Genomic DNA, 14,702 nt, shown 5'->3' on the forward strand with positions numbered 1-14,702 from the left:
TCATGAACCAGTTCCTTCCCACGCTCCGCCGCCGCGCCGCCGTCCTGGCTGCCCCGCTGCTCCTCCTCGGCCTCTTCGCCGTGCCCGCCATCGGCACGGCAACGGCCCAGGAAACGCATATCTCGATCTCCCCGGCAGCCTACGGCGCCACGCGCAAGTTCGAGGTCGAAATCAACAAGACTGCGCTCATCGATCTGCCGGCGGGCGCCGCAGAGGTGATTGTAAGCCAGCCAGGTGTCGCCGCAGCCATCATGCGCACTCGCACCCGGGCCATCATCCAGGGCATTACCGGCGGCGACACCAACATCTTCTTCCTCGACGATAGTGGCCGCACCATTGCCGTGCTTGATGTCAAGGTCATCGAGGAGCCTTCCCAGGTTGGCAACGCCCTGCAGATCGCGCTGGCGCGCATCATTCCAGGCTCCAATATCCGGGTAGAGTCAGTAACGCTGGGCGAGGTCAACCGCGTCGTGCTGACGGGCAATGTGCTTTCGGGTGAAGATCGCGAGCGCGCCACCCAGGTTGCCGTGCAGTTTGCGGGTGGCGCGGATAATGTGGCCAACATTCTCGACGTCTCGGGCGCCCAGCAAGTCATGCTGCAGGTCACCGTGTCGGAAGTGAAGCGCTCGATCGCCAAGCAGTTCGGCATCAATCTGGCCGCCGCCTTCAATGTGGGCACGACCAACCTGTTGAACTTCACCAACATCATGAAGGATGGCGAAATCCCCCATGGGGCCAATGCCGGCTTCAGCAACAATGCCGCCAATGTCAACGCCGCCATCCGGGCGCTGGAACAGAATGGTGCACTGCGCGTGCTTGCCCAGCCCACGCTGACCGCCATTTCGGGCGAAGCCGCGACGTTCCTGGCAGGCGGCGAAATGCCCTATGTCACCTTCGACGAAGACGATACCGGCGGCCTGGTCCGCAAGATCGAGTTCAAGCCCTATGGCGTGGAGCTGGCCTTCACGCCGGTGGTCAAGTCCAATGGCAGCATTGGGCTGAAGGTCGAAACCTCGGTCTCCGAACCGCAGGCCGATATGTCGATCACCAAGCGCGAGGCCAGCACCTCTGTCGAACTGCCCAGTGGCACGACGCTGTCCATCGGTGGCCTGCTTGAGGAGCGCACCAGCACGCAGATCGACCAGTTCCCCTGGCTTGGGGATATCCCAATCCTGGGCGCACTGTTCCGCTCGCGCGACTATCGCACCGACCAGACCGAGCTGGTGATCCTCGTCACCCCCTATCTGGTTGGCCCCAGCCCGGCCAATTCCATCCCGGTGCCGACCGATCGCACCACCGTGGCCAGCGATGCCGAGGGCATATTCCTCGGCCGGCTGGAGAACATGTATGGCGTCGGCCAGACCGGCGAGATGCGCGGCAGCTTCAGTGGTTCGGTTGGCTTCGTCCTCGACTGAGGTCGGGCGTCAAGGAGAGTTTGTGTCATGAGTTTCCTGTCATCGGAACCCAGCAAGGCCGAAGAGCCGGCAGCCGAGATCGCCGCCGGCGCGCGCCTGATTCCGCGCATCACCATCCAGGCCTTCTGCGAGCATTCCCAGACCGCCCAGCTGGTGGAAAGCGCCATTCACGATCGCCGCATGTCCAAGGTGGCCCTCACCACCCACAATGGCGGCATCGATGGCGCCGTGGAGACCTACAAGTCCAATCCCACGCCCAATCTCATCATCGTCGAGACCACGCTGGCGCCCGAGGAAATCCCCGCGGCGCTCGAGCGCCTCGCCGAAGTCTGCGATGCCTCGACCCGCGTTGTCGTGCTCGGCCATGTCAACGATGTGCTGCTCTATCGCGAGCTGATCCGTTCCGGCATTTCCGAATATGTGGTCCTGCCGGCCACCGCCCAGCAGATCGTCAGCGCCATCACTGATCTCTTCGCCTCGGAAAATTCGGCCCCCATCGGGCGCACCATCGGCTTTGTCTCGGCCAAGGGTGGCGCCGGCGGATCGACTGTCGCGCATAATGTCGCCTGGGCCATCGCCACCATGCTGCGCCAGGATAGCCTGATCCTCGACATGGACCTCGCCTTCGGCACGGTGGGCCTCAATTTCAATCAGGATCCGCCCCATGGCCTGGCCGACGCTCTCTCGGCCAACCAGAAGGTCGACCAGACCATGCTCGACCGCCTGATGAGCAAGGCGGCAACCCATATCAACCTGCTGACCGCGCCCGTCACGCTCGACCGCACGTATGACTTCGAAGAGCGCGAGTTCGAGCAGATACTCGAGCTCTGCCAGAACACCATGCCCATGGTCGTGCTGGACATTCCCCATGGCTGGAATGCCTGGATCCGGCACACGCTGGCGACCGTGGACGAAGTGGTGATCGTGGCCGAGCCTGATCTCGCCAATCTGCGCAATGCCAAGAACCTGGCCGATACGATCCGTGCGCTGCGGCCCACCGAAACGGCGCCGTGCCTCGTCCTCAACAAGGTGGGCATGCCGCGCCGGCCCGAAATCGACGCCGCCGAATTTGCCAGCTCGGTCGAATGCCAGCTGCTCGGCCAGGTGCCCTTCGATGCGGCCCTCTTCGGCACCGCCGCCAACAACGGGCAGATGATCGCCGAGGTCGCTGCCAACCACAAGATCAACGATGTCTATCGCGCGGTCAGCCTGCATGTGACCGGGCGCCAGGCGACACATGCCGGGGGCAGGTCATCGGGCCTGATGAAACTGCCCTCGTTCCTCAAGAAGCGGGCCTGAGGGCCGTTCCGGTTGGAACGTCGCGCCCTCTAGAACGGTAGGACGACAATGTTTGGCAAGCGCGTATCTTTTGGCGGCAACACTCCGGGCGTCGGCGAAGTCGCGCGTCCGGTTCCCAGCGTTGCGCGCGCCGAGCCGCCCGCGCAGGCCCGCCGCGCCAGCGACAGCGACGGCATGGCCTCCCGTATCCGCAATGAGGACGTGGTCGATGTCCGCGCCCCTGCCGACGCGGCGCGTGACAAGGAATACTTTCACACCAAATCGGCCATTTTCAACGCGCTGATCGATTCCATCGACCTCAGCCAGCTCGCGACCATGGATCAGGACGCAGCGCGCGAGGAAATCCGCGACATCGTCGCCGAAATCATCGCGCTCAAGTCGATCATCATGTCCATCTCCGAGCAGGAAGACCTGCTCGAGGACATCTGCAACGACGTGCTGGGCTATGGTCCGCTCGAGCCGCTGCTGGCCCGCGACGACATTGCCGACATCATGGTGAACGGGTCGCAGAAATGCTACATCGAAGTCGCCGGCAAGGTGCGCCTCACCAATGTGCGCTTCCGCGACGATGCCCACCTCATGAATGTCTGCCAGCGCATCGTCAGCCAGGTCGGCCGCCGCGTCGATGAAAGCTCGCCCATCTGCGACGCCCGCCTGCCCGACGGCTCCCGCGTCAATGTCATCGCCCCGCCGCTGGCCATCGATGGCGCCGCGCTCACCATCCGCAAGTTCAAGAAGGACAAGCTGACCCTCCAGCAGCTGGTCAAATACAATTCCATTTCGCCCGAAGGCGCCGAAGTGCTGCGCATCCTGGGCCGTGTCCGCGCCAATGTGCTGATCTCGGGCGGTACCGGTTCGGGCAAGACGACGCTGCTCAACTGCCTGACCGCCTTCATCGAGAAGGACGAGCGCGTCATCACCTGCGAGGACTCGGCCGAATTGCAGCTGCAGCAGCCGCATGTGGTCCGTCTCGAAACCCGCCCGCCCAACCTCGAGGGCGAGGGCGAGATCACCATGCGCGATCTCATCAAGAACTGCCTGCGCATGCGCCCCGAACGCATCATCGTCGGCGAAGTCCGCGGCCCGGAAAGCTTCGACCTGCTCCAGGCCATGAATACGGGCCACGACGGATCCATGGGCACGCTCCACGCCAACAGCCCGCGCGAGGCGCTGTCGCGTCTTGAATCCATGATCACCATGGGCGGCTATTCGCTGCCCAGCCGCACCATCCGCGAAATGATCACCTCGTCGATCGACGTCGTGGTGCAGGCCGCCCGCCTGCGCGACGGCTCGCGCCGCATCACCCACATTACCGAGATCCTCGGCATGGAAGGCGATGTCATCGTGACCCAGGACATCTTCGTCTATGACATCATGGGCGAAGACGCCAACGGCATGCTGATGGGCAAGCACCGCTCCACCGGCATCACCAAGCCGCAATTTGCCGAGCGCGCCCGTTATTTCAACGAAGAAGCCAACCTCGTCGAAGCGCTCGAAAAGTCCAATACCGAGCAGCACCAGCTGCTGGATTCGTAAATGACCACGATCCTTCTCGTCATCCTGGCCATGATCACCGTCGGTGCCGCGGGCTTTGCCCTCGTGCCTTCGGCCATGGGTAGCGGTCGGGCCGACAAGCGCCGCAAGGCGCTGCAGGGCGACATCCGCGTCAACCGGCTCGAGGTCGATGCTGCCCGCAGCCGCGAGGAGCGTCGCAAGAGCGTGCAGCAGGCGCTCAAGTCGCAGACCGATGCGCTCAACGCCAAGAAGCGCGTCTCCCTGCCGCAGCTGCTGTTTCAGGCCGGCATGACCATCAAGCCGGCCGTCTTCATCCGCAACAGCATCATTTTCGGCATCGTGGTGTTCGTCATCCTCGTGCTGGTCCAGGTGCCGATCTATCTCGCGCCGGTCTTTGCCGTGGCGGCGGGATACCTGCTGCCGCGCATGTATGTCAGCCGCAAGCGCAAGAAATATCAGGACCGCTTTCTCGACGAGTTGCCCAACGCCGTCGAAGCCATCGTGCGTGGCGTCAAGACCGGTCTGCCGCTCAACGATTCCATCCGCGTCGTGGCCAAGGATGCCAAGGAGCCGGTGAAGTCCGAATTCGGCCGCGTGCTCGACCAGCAGGCCTTCGGCATGTCGATGACCGAGGCGGTGGGCGTGCTGCTCGATCGCGTGCCGCTGCCCGAGGTCAATTTCTTCGTCGTCGTCATCACCGTGCAGCAGCAGGCCGGCGGCAATCTCAGCGAAGCCCTGAGCAACCTCGCCAAGGTGCTGCGCAACCGCAAGAAGATGAAGCAGAAGATCAAGGCCATGTCGGCCGAGGCCAAGGCCTCCGCCGGCATCATCGGCTCGCTCCCCTTCGTGGTGGGCACGCTGGTGAGCCTGGTGTCCCCGGCCTATCTGGGCCCGCTCTTCTTCACCCCTATCGGGCAGATCTGGCTGGGCGTGGGGATCATCATGCTGGTGGCGGGCATCTTCGTGATGAACCGCATGATCCAGTTCAACTACTGACCGGGAGGAGCCAGCATGGACTTCGTCGCGCTTCTGACCCAGCGGGAATTCCTCATCTCCGTGCTGGCCGCCGTCTCGGCCGCCGCCGTCGTTTTCACCTTCGGCTCCAGCTTCATCGTCAAGTCCGAGATGCGCGATCGCATCAAGCGCGTTGCGCTGGAACGCGAGAAGATGCGCGCCGAGGAAATGGCACGCTTGCGCGGCAATGGCGGCTCCGAGAGCCGCGGCATCAGGCGCGCCAGCGAAACCAAGACCTATATGAAGACCGTGGTGGACCGCTTCGATCTCAAGAAGGCGTTCCAGGATGATGCCACCGTCGACAAGCTCGCCATGGCCGGCTTTCGCGGGCAGGGGCACCTGACCACATTCCTCTTCATGCGCATGGCCGCGCCGATCGCCATCTTCCTGCTGGTGACCTTCTATGTGCTGGTGCTGGCCCCCGGTGGCCGCCCGCTTTATCTCAACCTCACCTATGCCATCGGTGCCGCGCTGGTTGGGGCTTACCTGCCCAATGTGTTGCTCAAGAACACCACCACCAAGCGGCAGGCCTCGATCCGGCGCGCCTGGCCCGATTGCCTCGACCTGATGCTGCTCTGCGTGGAATCCGGCATGTCGATGGAGCATGCCTTCAAGCGCGTCGCGCGGGAAATCGGCCAGCAGAGCCCCGAACTGGCCGAGGAACTGACCCTGACCACGGCCGAACTCGCCTTCCTCGAAGATCGCGGCCGCGCCTATGACAATCTGGGCCGCCGCACCGGTCTCGATGGCGTCAAGTCGGTAATGACGGCCCTGATCCAGGCCGACCGCTACGGCACCTCTGTCGGCCAGGCGCTGCGCGTCATGGCCGAGGAAGGCCGCGAGCAGCGCATGATGGAGGCCGAGAAGAAAGCCGCGTCCCTGCCGCCCAAGCTCACCGTGCCGCTGATCCTGTTCTTCCTGCCCGTGCTGTTCATCGTCATCCTGTCCCCCGCCATGATCAAGGTCTTCAGCGGCCCGGTCGGCAGCGTCATGGCCAATGGCGGCGCCGGCTGATCACGCCCAAAGGCACCTGCAGAAACGCAAAATCCCCGCTCGCGCGGGGATTTTTGCTTCTACCGGCGAAGGAACGCTCAGCTCTTTTCGATCATGTCCCAGCGGTTCTGCTGGGTCAGCAGCGCCCGCACATAGGCCATGTTGCTTTCGACCTGTTCGGGGGGCAGTTCGGCGGCGTAGATGGCGCGGCATTCCTCGAACCGGCCCTGCAGGCCAATGACCAGAGCCAGGTTCTGGCGCACGCGGCTGGTGGCGCCGCGCATCTGCACGGCCCGGCGCAGATGCTGTTCGGCGGCGGGCAATTCGTTGGTCATGGCATAGGAGAGGCCGATATTGGCCTCGATCGAGGCCTCGCCCGGGGCATAGACCAGTGCCTGGGCATAGAGCGCCCGCGCTTCCTGGTTGCGGCCGAGCTGGTCGAGCGTCGCGCCCTTGACGAGGAGGGCATTCCAGTCCGGCGCTTCGGGCCGGATGACATTGTCCAGCACCTGCAGCGATTGCTCGAACCGGCCGTCGGCGGTCAGCGCCTTGGCATAGGCGACGGCAATATCGGCATCCTGCGGGTAGTGGCTGACGCTGATTTCCAGAACCGCCACGGCCTGCTTGCTCTGGCCCACTGCGCGCAGGGCGGCGGCGTAGTGGATGGCGACGCCCTTGTCCTTGGGGTTGGCCTTGTACCGGGCGGTCAGCTCGGCGAGAGTCTGGTGGCTCTGTCCCGCGGGCAGGCCGGAATAGTCGGTCGCCGACATGCCGCGATTGGAGGCACAGGCGCCGAGCGCCACCACGGCCACGCCGGCCAGCAGCAGCATCCGCATTGGTCTGAAAAAGCGGTCCAGCGACGTCACGTGCAACTCCTCGGGCCCGGCGGCACCCTCCTTATTTCAATAGGTCATTAACCCTAACGCCCCGTTAAAGTGGCCCGATTGGCAGCGTTGCCGCCCCCGGCCCGGCCCGCTACAAGAGCGGTCAGCACACCCTGGAGTTCGTCATGGCCAAGGCTTCCATCATCCCCGTCATCTGCGTCGAAGAGGGGAGCCTTGCGGCCGCCGAGCTGCCGCCCATGCACGGCGCCTGGGCCGCAGCCAATGGCTTTACCGGCCAGCGCGGGCGCCTCTTGGCGCTGCCCGAGGCGGATGGCGGCCTGGCGGCCTATCTCTTCGGTCTGGGCAAGCCGGCCAATCGGCCCGCCCTGGTCACCGGCCTTGCCGGCGCGGCCCTGGCCGCGGGCCGCTACCGGCTGGAAGGCGCCTATGGCGATCCGACGCTGGCCGCAATCGGCTTCCGCCTCGGCGCCTATCGCTATGATCGCTACCGCGAGGGCAAGCCTGCCCCCGAGCTGGCCGGCCCGGGCCGCGCCGACGCGGCCGAGGTCGATCGGCTGGTCGAGGCAGCCGTCCTGGCGCGCGACCTGATCAACACGCCGCCCAACGATCTCGGGCCCGACGCTTTCGAAGCCGAGATCCGTGGCTTTGCCGCGGCACGCAAGATGAAGATCAAGGTCATTGCCGGCGATGAATTGCTGCGCGCCAACTTCCCCATGATCCACGCCGTCGGCCGCGCCAGCACCCAGGCGCCGCGTCTCATCGATCTCTCCTGGGGCAATGCGCGCGATCCCAAGGTGACGCTGGTCGGCAAGGGCGTCACCTTCGATACCGGCGGGCTCGACATCAAGAATCCGGCCGGCATGCTGATCATGAAGAAGGATATGGGCGGCGCCGCCAATGTGCTCGGCCTGGCTCATGCCATCGTCTCGGCCAGGCTGCGCGTTCGGCTGCGCGTGCTGATCCCGGTGGTCGAAAACGCCATTGCCGGCGCGGCTTTCCGCCCCGGTGACGTGCTCAAGTCGCGCAAGGGCATCACCGTCGAGATTGGCAATACCGATGCCGAGGGCCGCCTGATCCTGGCCGATGCGCTGGCGCTGGCCGATGAGGAACATCCCGATCTGCTGATCGATCTGGCGACCCTCACAGGCGCAGCCCGTGTCGCGCTGGGCCCCGATCTGCCCCCGCTCTATTCAACGGACGATGCCCTGGCGCGTGAGCTGATGGACAAGGGTGCCGCATCCGACGATCCGCTGTGGCAGATGCCGCTGTGGTCGCCCTATGACGCCATGATGAATTCCAAGATTGCCGATGTGAACAACGCCGGCAGCGGGGGCTTCGCCGGCTCGGTGACAGCCGCCCTGTTCCTGCGCCGCTTCGTCAGCGAGGCCACGACCTGGGCCCATCTCGATATCTATGGCTGGGCACCCGAAGCGCGGCCCGGTCGCAGCCATGGCGGCACCGATCAGGGCATTCGCGCCATCTATGGTGTGCTGAAGCGGCGTTACCCGGCATAGTTGACTCTGACAACTAACCGGTTGATTGTGTCAACGATCAATCGGAGCCGGTCCATGCCTGTCAGCCCCGCCGATATTGCGCAGGTTCGCGCCTTCAATCGCTTCTACACCAAGGTCATCGGCCTGCTCGAAGAGGGCATGCATGAAAGCCCCTATAGCCTGGCCGAGGCGCGCGTGATCTACGAGCTTGGCAGGCATGGCAGCTCCACCGCCGCGCTCATCGCCCATGCGCTTGAGATGGATCGCGGCCAGATGAGCCGCCTGGTCTGGCGGCTGATGGATCAGGGCATTGTCGCCACGCTGCCGCGCAGCGGCGACAAACGTCTGGTCCCGCTGGCCCTGACGCCCGAAGGCGACGAACTTTTCCGCCGCTTCAACGAAATGAGTGATGCCGCTGCTGCAACCAGCCTGCTTGAACCGCTGGACGAGTTCGGGCGGCGCGATCTCGTCGGGGCCATGCGGCGTATCGAGGCGCTGTTGGGCGAGCCGGGTGACGAGCCGCTGATCCTGCGCCCCCACCGCATCGGCGAGCTCGGCTGGCTGATCCATCGCCAGGGCCTGCTCTACCATCTCGAACAGGGCTGGAACGGCGAATTCGAGGCGCTGATCGCGCGCCTCTATAGCGACTACGAGGCCGCGCCGGCCAATCCGCCCAAGTCGCTATGGGTGGCAGAGCAGGGGGGCGAGATCGCCGGCTCCGTCTATATCATCCCCGCAGCCGAGGACGCAGCCAGCACGGCCCAGCTCCGCATGCTCTATGTCGAGCCGGCCTTTCGCGGCATGGGCATCGGCAAGCGCCTTGTCGAGGAAGCCGTCCGCTTCTCGCGCGCGTCAGGCTACCAGCGCGTCATCCTGTGGACCCAGGATTGCCTCGTCTCGGCCCGCCGCATCTATCAGGGCGCTGGCTTCACCTTGGAGCGGGAAGAACCGCACCATTCCTTCGGCGTCGATCTCAACGGTCAATACTGGTCGCTGGAGCTGTGACCTTTTTCCTCTCCCTTGGGAGAGGTCGGCGCGCATCGCCCGGTGAGGGGACCTTCCGGCGGGCAATGCAGGAGCCGCATAAGCTCCCCTCAATATCCCCTGCCGCGATCCACCACATTGACCAGCGGCTTGCCCGCCTCATGCTCGCGGATGATCTGGGAGAAATAGCTCACGCCCGACTTTTCGTTGGAGATCGCCGCGATATGGGGCGTGATGTAGCAGTTCTCGATGTCCCAGAGCGGGCTGCTGGCGGGCAGTGGCTCGGTCTCGAACACATCAAGACTTGCCGCGCCCAGCGTCCCGTCCGCCAGCGCCCGCGCGATATCGGCCTCGCGCTGATGCCCGCCCCGCGCTGCGTTGACGATGACCGGCCCGCCATCCAGCTGGCCGCGCCGCAGCTTGCCAAAGGTGTCATAGTTGAGAATGCCGGTCGTCTCCGGCGTCAGCGGCAGCAGGTTCACCAGAATGTCGGTGCCAGCCAGGAATGTGTCGAACTGCTCGTCTCCGGCGAACCCCTCGACGCCCTCGATCGCCTTTGGCGTCCGGCTCCAGCTGCGCAGGGCAAAGCCCAGCGGCTTGAGGCGGCTCACCGCATCCTGCCCCAACACGCCCATGCCCATGATCCCGACGCTGGTTTCCGATGCGGCGGGCGGATAGAGCTGGGTCCAGCGCCGCGCCTTCTGGTCGGCACGGAAGCGCGTATAGAGACGGTGATGCATGGTGACATGGGCCACCACATAGTCACTCATGCGCTGGCTGAGATCGGCATCGACAAACCGCACGATCGGCACGTCCGGCAGGCTGGGATGCTTGAGCAGCGCGTCCACCCCGGCGCCAAGCGACAGCATGGCCTTGAGCCCCGTCAGCCCCTCGAAGGCATCCGGCTTGGGCTTCCAGACAAACACATAGCGCACATCGGCCGGGTCGAAATCGTCGCCGCGCCGCACCACCGGGTAGGGCGCCAGCGCTGCCGCGAGCTTTTCGGCCCAGCTCGCCTCGTTGACGTCGGACAAATGCAACAGCAGCATGCGAACCTCCCAGAAAAAAGCCGCGCCGTTTGACGGGCGCGGCCTGAATAATTGCAGGAACCAGCCGGACCTACTGCCCCGGCGGCGCTGGCTCGGTCGGGTTCTCGCTGCTCGTGCCAGCGGGCGAGCCGCTGCCGGTTGCCGTACCCTGGACCGGGCTTTCGCTCTGCGTGGTGGTCGGGGTGTCCACGACCTCGGCAGGAGCAGCCGACTCGGCGGCATCATTGGGGCTGGCAGCAGCCGGATCGGCCGGCGCGGTCGCGTCGGGCTGCGGCGTTGCGGCAGCATCGGTCGGTGCGGCCTCGGACGGCTCGGCGCCGGCGACAGGTTCGGTCGGGGCCACGTCGGCGGCCGGGAACGGCACCGGGCTGGCCGACAGCGTCTGCAGATAGGCCAGGATGTCGGCGCGCTCTTCGGCGGTGCGGATACCGGCGAAGTTCATCTTGGTGCCGGGCGCATAGTCGCTCGGCTTGATCAGGAAGGCGTTGAGATTCTCGTAGCTCCAGACATCCCCGGCGGCATTGTGGGCCATGAGGGCATCCGAATAGGCAAAGCCCTCGTGGCTGCCCTCGAGGCGACCCACGACGTCATAGAGGCCCGGTCCCTGCTTGTTGGGTTCGCCCTCGCCGAAATTGTGGCACGACTGGCACTTGCGGGCCGCCGCAGCGCCGCGCTCGGCGCTAGCACTGGCCAGCAGCACGCCCAGCGGCACTTCCGGCGCAGCTTCGACCGCTTCGCCGCCCTCGGCAACTTCGGGCTCCGGCAGGGCATAGCCCGGGCCGCGGCCTTCAATGGGATGGTAGATGGCTTCAGCGACAAAGCCGGCGCCCATAACGAACAACAGCGTGCCCAGCACGGCGCCCATGATCTTGTTAAGCTCGAACGAATCCATTTGGTCTCTCTGCCAGTCCATCCCCTGTGGACGATAGTCGAACGCGGCCCAACTTTCGATATCCCAAGGGAAAATCGCCTCAACGAGGGGCTCGGCGCGCGCGGAAGATAGTCGCAAAGGCCCGCGCTGCGCAACCGTGCAAAGCGGTCCTGCGACACTTCGAGCCGGCCCGCAGGGCAAAATTGCTCCGGTGGGGCAATTTTAGGCGAGAAGGCCATGAGAGCTTTGCTCGAATGGCACTGCCGCCGCCGCCAGTGCGTTGCTCATTGGAGCGGTTGAATTGACTCCGCATCCCGCCGGGTTCAAAAGCCTCTCGCCTACCAGACACGGACCTCCTCGATGACCAAGAAGATCGCTTTCCAGGGTGAACCCGGCGCCTTCAGCCATGCCGCCGCCACCAATTTCTTCCCCGGCGAAGAGGCGATCGGCTGCGTCACCTTCGAGGAGACCATCAATGCCGTGCAGTCCGGCCGCGCCGATTTCGCCGTCGTGCCGGTCGAAAACTCGCTCTATGGGCGCATCACCGACATCCACCACCTGCTGCCCGAAAGCGGTCTCTACATCATTGGCGAGACCTTCCTGCGCGTCGAGATGAACCTGCTGGGCGTGCCCGGCGCTACCCTGGACGACATCAAGGCGGTCCAGTCGCTGTCGGTTGCCCTGGGCCAGTGCCGCAAGTTCATCGCCGATCACGGCTTCCGCACCATCAATGCGGTCGATACGGCCGGCTCGGCCCGCGAAGTGGCGCAGAAGGCCGACAAGTCGGTGGCCGCTATTGCTTCCAGGTTCGCCGCCGAAATCTATGGCCTGACCGTGCTCGCCTCCAACATTGAGGATGCTGCGCACAATACGACGCGCTTCCTCGTGCTCTCGCGCGACCAGAAGGAAGCACCGGCCGGCAATGGCAAGGTCAAGACCACCTTTGTCTTCCGCGTGCGCAACGTTCCGGCCGCGCTCTACAAGGCCATGGGCGGCTTTGCCACCAACGGCATCAACATGACCAAGCTGGAAAGCTACATGGTCGGCGGCGCCTTCACGGCCACCCAGTTCTATGCCGACATCGAGGGCCATCCCTCCGACATCGGCGTGCAGCATGCCTTCGAGGAACTCGGCTTCTTCACCGACTATTTCCGCGTGCTGGGCGTCTATCCCGCCGCCGATAACAGCTAGGGCAGGGCGAGGGACTCAGTCCCCCCGCAGCACTTCATCGACGGCAGGCAGGTTGTAGAACTGCCGTATCACGTCCCAGCCCTGCTGGGCGGTATCGACCACGTGGAACAGCTTGGTGTCGTCCGGGGCGATGGTGCCGGCCTCGGCCAGCGCCTCGAAATTGATCACCTTGCTCCAGAACGCCGCCCCGAACAGCAGCAGCGGTACGCGATCCATGCGCCCGGTCTGGATCAGGGTCAGCGTCTCGAAGAACTCGTCAAGCGTGCCGAAGCCGCCCGGAAATACCGCCACCGCCTTGGCCCGCATCAGGAAGTGGATCTTGCGGGTAGCGAAATAGTGAAAGTTGAAGCTGAGCTCCGGCGTCACATAGAGATTGGGCGCCTGCTCATGCGGCAAGACGATATTGAGCCCGATCGAGGGTGCGCCCACATCGGCCGCGCCACGATTGCCCGCCTCCATCACGCCCGGCCCGCCCCCGGTCACCACCACATAGTCCTTGAAGTCGAGTGCCTTGGAGGTGAATGAGGCAAGCTGGGCGAAGCGCCGCGCTTCATCATAATAGTGCGACGCCGCTTCGAGGTTCTTCTTCTGCACTTCGTTCTTCGCCGCCCAGGCGGGTTGCCCCGGTGCCGGAATGCGCGCGCCGCCGAACAGCACCACGGTCGAATTGATGCCGCGCTCGCGCAGGCGGAATTCGGGCTTGAGATATTCGAGCTGGAACCTGATGCCGCGGGTATCTTCCGAGGTCATGAACTCGTCGTCGGCAAAGGCCAGCCGGAACGCTGCGGACTGGGTCTGCGGCGTCTGCGGCGCCCGTTTGGAGGCGGCGACATCCTCAACCGAGGTGCGCAACGATGTGGGGCGACGTCTGGCCATATGCCGGCTTCTCCGATGGTCGGCTCCGAAGCGGCGGGGCCGCCACAATTCGGAGATTTTCAACAGGGCATAACCACACCGGGCCGGCGGAGCAAGGGCGGGGCGCTTGAACCAGTTCACGAGTTTGGAGGCGCGCATCGATGCGCTGGCGCATCTGGTGCTGCAACGCCTGCCGCGCGGACGTCTTGCCGACGGCCTGGTCGAGTTCGTGGTCTTCGGCCTCAAACAGGCCTGGGCATGCCTGTTTGGCGGGCTGATGCTGGCCATGATTCTGCTGACCGGCCTTTGGTGGCCCGATCTTGGCCTTGCCCGCTACGATGCCTGGTTCATCGCCGCCCTGCTCATCCAGGCCGCCATGCTGGCCTTCCGTCTGGAAACGCTCAGCGAGGCCAAGGTCATCCTGATCTTCCACCTCGTCGGCACCGGCATGGAACTGTTCAAGACCGCCGCCGGCTCATGGATCTATCCCGAAGAAGCGATCTTCCGTCTGGGCGGCGTGCCGCTGTTTTCCGGCTTCATGTATGCCTGTGTCGGCTCCTACATGGCCCGCATCCAGCGCATTTTCGACATCACCTTCAGCCGCTATCCCCCGGTCTGGATGACGGCGCTGCTGGCCCTGGCCATCTATGTCAATTTCTTCAGCCACCATTTCATCATGGACTTCCGCTGGCTGCTCTTTGCCGGCGTTGCGCTGCTCTATTGGCCCGCCATCATGCACTACCGGGTGTTCCGCTTCCGCCACCGCATGCCGATGCTGCTGGCCTTCCTGCTGGTCGCGCTGTTCATCTGGATTGCCGAGAATATCGGCACCTGGTCGCGCGCCTGGATCTATCCCGATCAGGCCGATGGCTGGTCCATGGTCAGCTGGAGCAAGCTCGGCTCCTGGTACCTGCTGATGCTGATCTCGGTGGTGCTGGTGACACTGGTGCATCCTCCACGGCCGCACCTGCCGGAACGCTAGGCGCTCAGTCGCGCCAGCACCATCACGCGCAGCTGCGCCAGCCACTTGCCGATAATCGCGACCGGCCCCGGCGGGTCTTCGTAGCCCGCCAGCATCCGCTCCGCCAGCCGGTAGCCTTCGCGCACGATCCGGCGTTCGTCGAGCGGCAGTCCGATGGATGGAACACGCATGGCAACCTCCCGCCTATGGTTGACGA

At 64.7% G+C, this 14,702-nt stretch carries 14 protein-coding genes; 9 read left to right on the forward strand and 5 right to left on the reverse strand.

All coding sequences use genetic code 11. The features are described 5' to 3' along the window. Positions 1–2: 2 nt before the first annotated feature. Genes ACLI1C_RS03895 through ACLI1C_RS03915 form a run of 5 tightly spaced genes read left to right on the forward strand, consistent with a single transcriptional unit; the run spans position 3 to position 6,257 of the window. Positions 3–1,415 carry a type II and III secretion system protein family protein gene (locus ACLI1C_RS03895; RefSeq protein ID WP_411395541.1) on the forward strand — a complete coding sequence of 471 codons (1,413 nt, stop codon included), beginning with the start codon at positions 3–5 and terminating at the stop codon, positions 1,413–1,415. A 27-nt stretch (positions 1,416–1,442) separates the two neighbouring features. After that, entirely contained in the window at positions 1,443–2,714 is a 1,272-nt protein-coding gene (locus ACLI1C_RS03900; RefSeq protein ID WP_411395543.1) for a CpaE family protein, read from the forward strand. A 48-nt stretch (positions 2,715–2,762) separates the two neighbouring features. Continuing rightward, positions 2,763–4,250 carry a CpaF family protein gene (locus ACLI1C_RS03905; RefSeq protein WP_411395544.1) on the forward strand — a complete coding sequence of 496 codons (1,488 nt, stop codon included), beginning with the start codon at positions 2,763–2,765 and terminating at the stop codon, positions 4,248–4,250. Beyond that, a complete protein-coding gene (locus tag ACLI1C_RS03910; RefSeq protein WP_411395545.1) occupies positions 4,251–5,225 on the forward strand; it encodes a type II secretion system F family protein in 975 nt (324 codons plus the stop codon). A gap of 15 nt (positions 5,226–5,240) precedes the next feature. Then, complete coding sequence (locus tag ACLI1C_RS03915) at positions 5,241–6,257, forward strand: type II secretion system F family protein (protein ID WP_411395547.1); 1,017 nt, start codon at positions 5,241–5,243, stop codon at positions 6,255–6,257. Between the two features lie 77 nt (positions 6,258–6,334). On the opposite strand, the gene ACLI1C_RS03920 is transcribed toward ACLI1C_RS03915, so the two are convergent. Beyond that, positions 6,335–7,102 (reverse strand): tetratricopeptide repeat protein, encoded by a 768-nt coding sequence (locus ACLI1C_RS03920; protein ID WP_411395548.1) that lies wholly within the window; start codon positions 7,100–7,102, stop codon positions 6,335–6,337. A gap of 143 nt (positions 7,103–7,245) precedes the next feature. On the opposite strand from ACLI1C_RS03920, the gene ACLI1C_RS03925 reads away from it, so the two are divergent. Beyond that, complete coding sequence (locus tag ACLI1C_RS03925) at positions 7,246–8,595, forward strand: leucyl aminopeptidase family protein (protein WP_411395549.1); 1,350 nt, start codon at positions 7,246–7,248, stop codon at positions 8,593–8,595. A 54-nt stretch (positions 8,596–8,649) separates the two neighbouring features. Then, the gene (locus tag ACLI1C_RS03930) at positions 8,650–9,579 is read left to right on the forward strand and encodes a GNAT family N-acetyltransferase (RefSeq protein WP_411395550.1); all 930 of its coding nucleotides are present in this window, start codon (positions 8,650–8,652) and stop codon (positions 9,577–9,579) included. Positions 9,580–9,668: 89 nt separating this feature from the next. Here ACLI1C_RS03930 and ACLI1C_RS03935 read toward each other — a convergent pair whose 3' ends face one another. Further along, entirely contained in the window at positions 9,669–10,607 is a 939-nt protein-coding gene (locus ACLI1C_RS03935; protein ID WP_411395551.1) for a 2-hydroxyacid dehydrogenase, read from the reverse strand. 70 nt (positions 10,608–10,677) lie between these two features. After that, on the reverse strand, positions 10,678–11,499 hold the full coding sequence (locus ACLI1C_RS03940) for a c-type cytochrome (RefSeq protein WP_411395552.1): 822 nt from the start codon (positions 11,497–11,499) through the stop codon (positions 10,678–10,680). A 339-nt stretch (positions 11,500–11,838) separates the two neighbouring features. Between ACLI1C_RS03940 and ACLI1C_RS03945 the strand changes: the two genes are divergently transcribed. Further along, positions 11,839–12,669 carry a prephenate dehydratase gene (locus tag ACLI1C_RS03945; protein WP_411395553.1) on the forward strand — a complete coding sequence of 277 codons (831 nt, stop codon included), beginning with the start codon at positions 11,839–11,841 and terminating at the stop codon, positions 12,667–12,669. 15 nt (positions 12,670–12,684) lie between these two features. Here ACLI1C_RS03945 and ACLI1C_RS03950 read toward each other — a convergent pair whose 3' ends face one another. After that, positions 12,685–13,545 (reverse strand): LOG family protein, encoded by an 861-nt coding sequence (locus tag ACLI1C_RS03950; RefSeq protein ID WP_411395554.1) that lies wholly within the window; start codon positions 13,543–13,545, stop codon positions 12,685–12,687. A gap of 106 nt (positions 13,546–13,651) precedes the next feature. Here ACLI1C_RS03950 and ACLI1C_RS03955 point away from each other — a divergent pair, with 106 nt between their 5' ends. Next, the gene (locus ACLI1C_RS03955; RefSeq protein ID WP_411395555.1) at positions 13,652–14,506 is read left to right on the forward strand and encodes a DUF817 domain-containing protein; all 855 of its coding nucleotides are present in this window, start codon (positions 13,652–13,654) and stop codon (positions 14,504–14,506) included. Here the strand turns inward: ACLI1C_RS03955 and ACLI1C_RS03960 are convergent. After that, positions 14,503–14,676, reverse strand: a complete 174-nt coding sequence (locus ACLI1C_RS03960) for a hypothetical protein (RefSeq protein ID WP_411395556.1) — start codon at positions 14,674–14,676, stop codon at positions 14,503–14,505. The two genes, ACLI1C_RS03955 and ACLI1C_RS03960, sit on opposite strands and share 4 nt — an antisense overlap. Positions 14,677–14,702 lie beyond the last annotated feature (26 nt).

Origin of the sequence: Devosia sp. XGJD_8 (assembly GCF_046614475.1) — a bacterium.
GTDB lineage: Bacteria > Pseudomonadota > Alphaproteobacteria > Rhizobiales > Devosiaceae > Devosia.

What these genes read in the sequence shown, in the direction of transcription:
- ACLI1C_RS03930 (WP_411395550.1), top strand. Translation starts at nt 8,650, where the DNA reads ATGCCTGTCAGCCCCGCCGATATTGCGCAGGTTCGCGCCTTCAATCGC.
- ACLI1C_RS03960 (WP_411395556.1), bottom strand. Translation starts at nt 14,676, where the DNA reads ATGCGTGTTCCATCCATCGGACTGCCGCTCGACGAACGCCGGATCGTG.
- ACLI1C_RS03905 (WP_411395544.1), top strand. Translation starts at nt 2,763, where the DNA reads ATGTTTGGCAAGCGCGTATCTTTTGGCGGCAACACTCCGGGCGTCGGC.
- ACLI1C_RS03925 (WP_411395549.1), top strand. Translation starts at nt 7,246, where the DNA reads ATGGCCAAGGCTTCCATCATCCCCGTCATCTGCGTCGAAGAGGGGAGC.
- ACLI1C_RS03940 (WP_411395552.1), bottom strand. Translation starts at nt 11,499, where the DNA reads ATGGATTCGTTCGAGCTTAACAAGATCATGGGCGCCGTGCTGGGCACG.
- ACLI1C_RS03945 (WP_411395553.1), top strand. Translation starts at nt 11,839, where the DNA reads ATGACCAAGAAGATCGCTTTCCAGGGTGAACCCGGCGCCTTCAGCCAT.
- ACLI1C_RS03895 (WP_411395541.1), top strand. Translation starts at nt 3, where the DNA reads ATGAACCAGTTCCTTCCCACGCTCCGCCGCCGCGCCGCCGTCCTGGCT.
- ACLI1C_RS03910 (WP_411395545.1), top strand. Translation starts at nt 4,251, where the DNA reads ATGACCACGATCCTTCTCGTCATCCTGGCCATGATCACCGTCGGTGCC.
- ACLI1C_RS03915 (WP_411395547.1), top strand. Translation starts at nt 5,241, where the DNA reads ATGGACTTCGTCGCGCTTCTGACCCAGCGGGAATTCCTCATCTCCGTG.
- ACLI1C_RS03950 (WP_411395554.1), bottom strand. Translation starts at nt 13,545, where the DNA reads ATGGCCAGACGTCGCCCCACATCGTTGCGCACCTCGGTTGAGGATGTC.
- ACLI1C_RS03935 (WP_411395551.1), bottom strand. Translation starts at nt 10,607, where the DNA reads ATGCTGCTGTTGCATTTGTCCGACGTCAACGAGGCGAGCTGGGCCGAA.
- ACLI1C_RS03900 (WP_411395543.1), top strand. Translation starts at nt 1,443, where the DNA reads ATGAGTTTCCTGTCATCGGAACCCAGCAAGGCCGAAGAGCCGGCAGCC.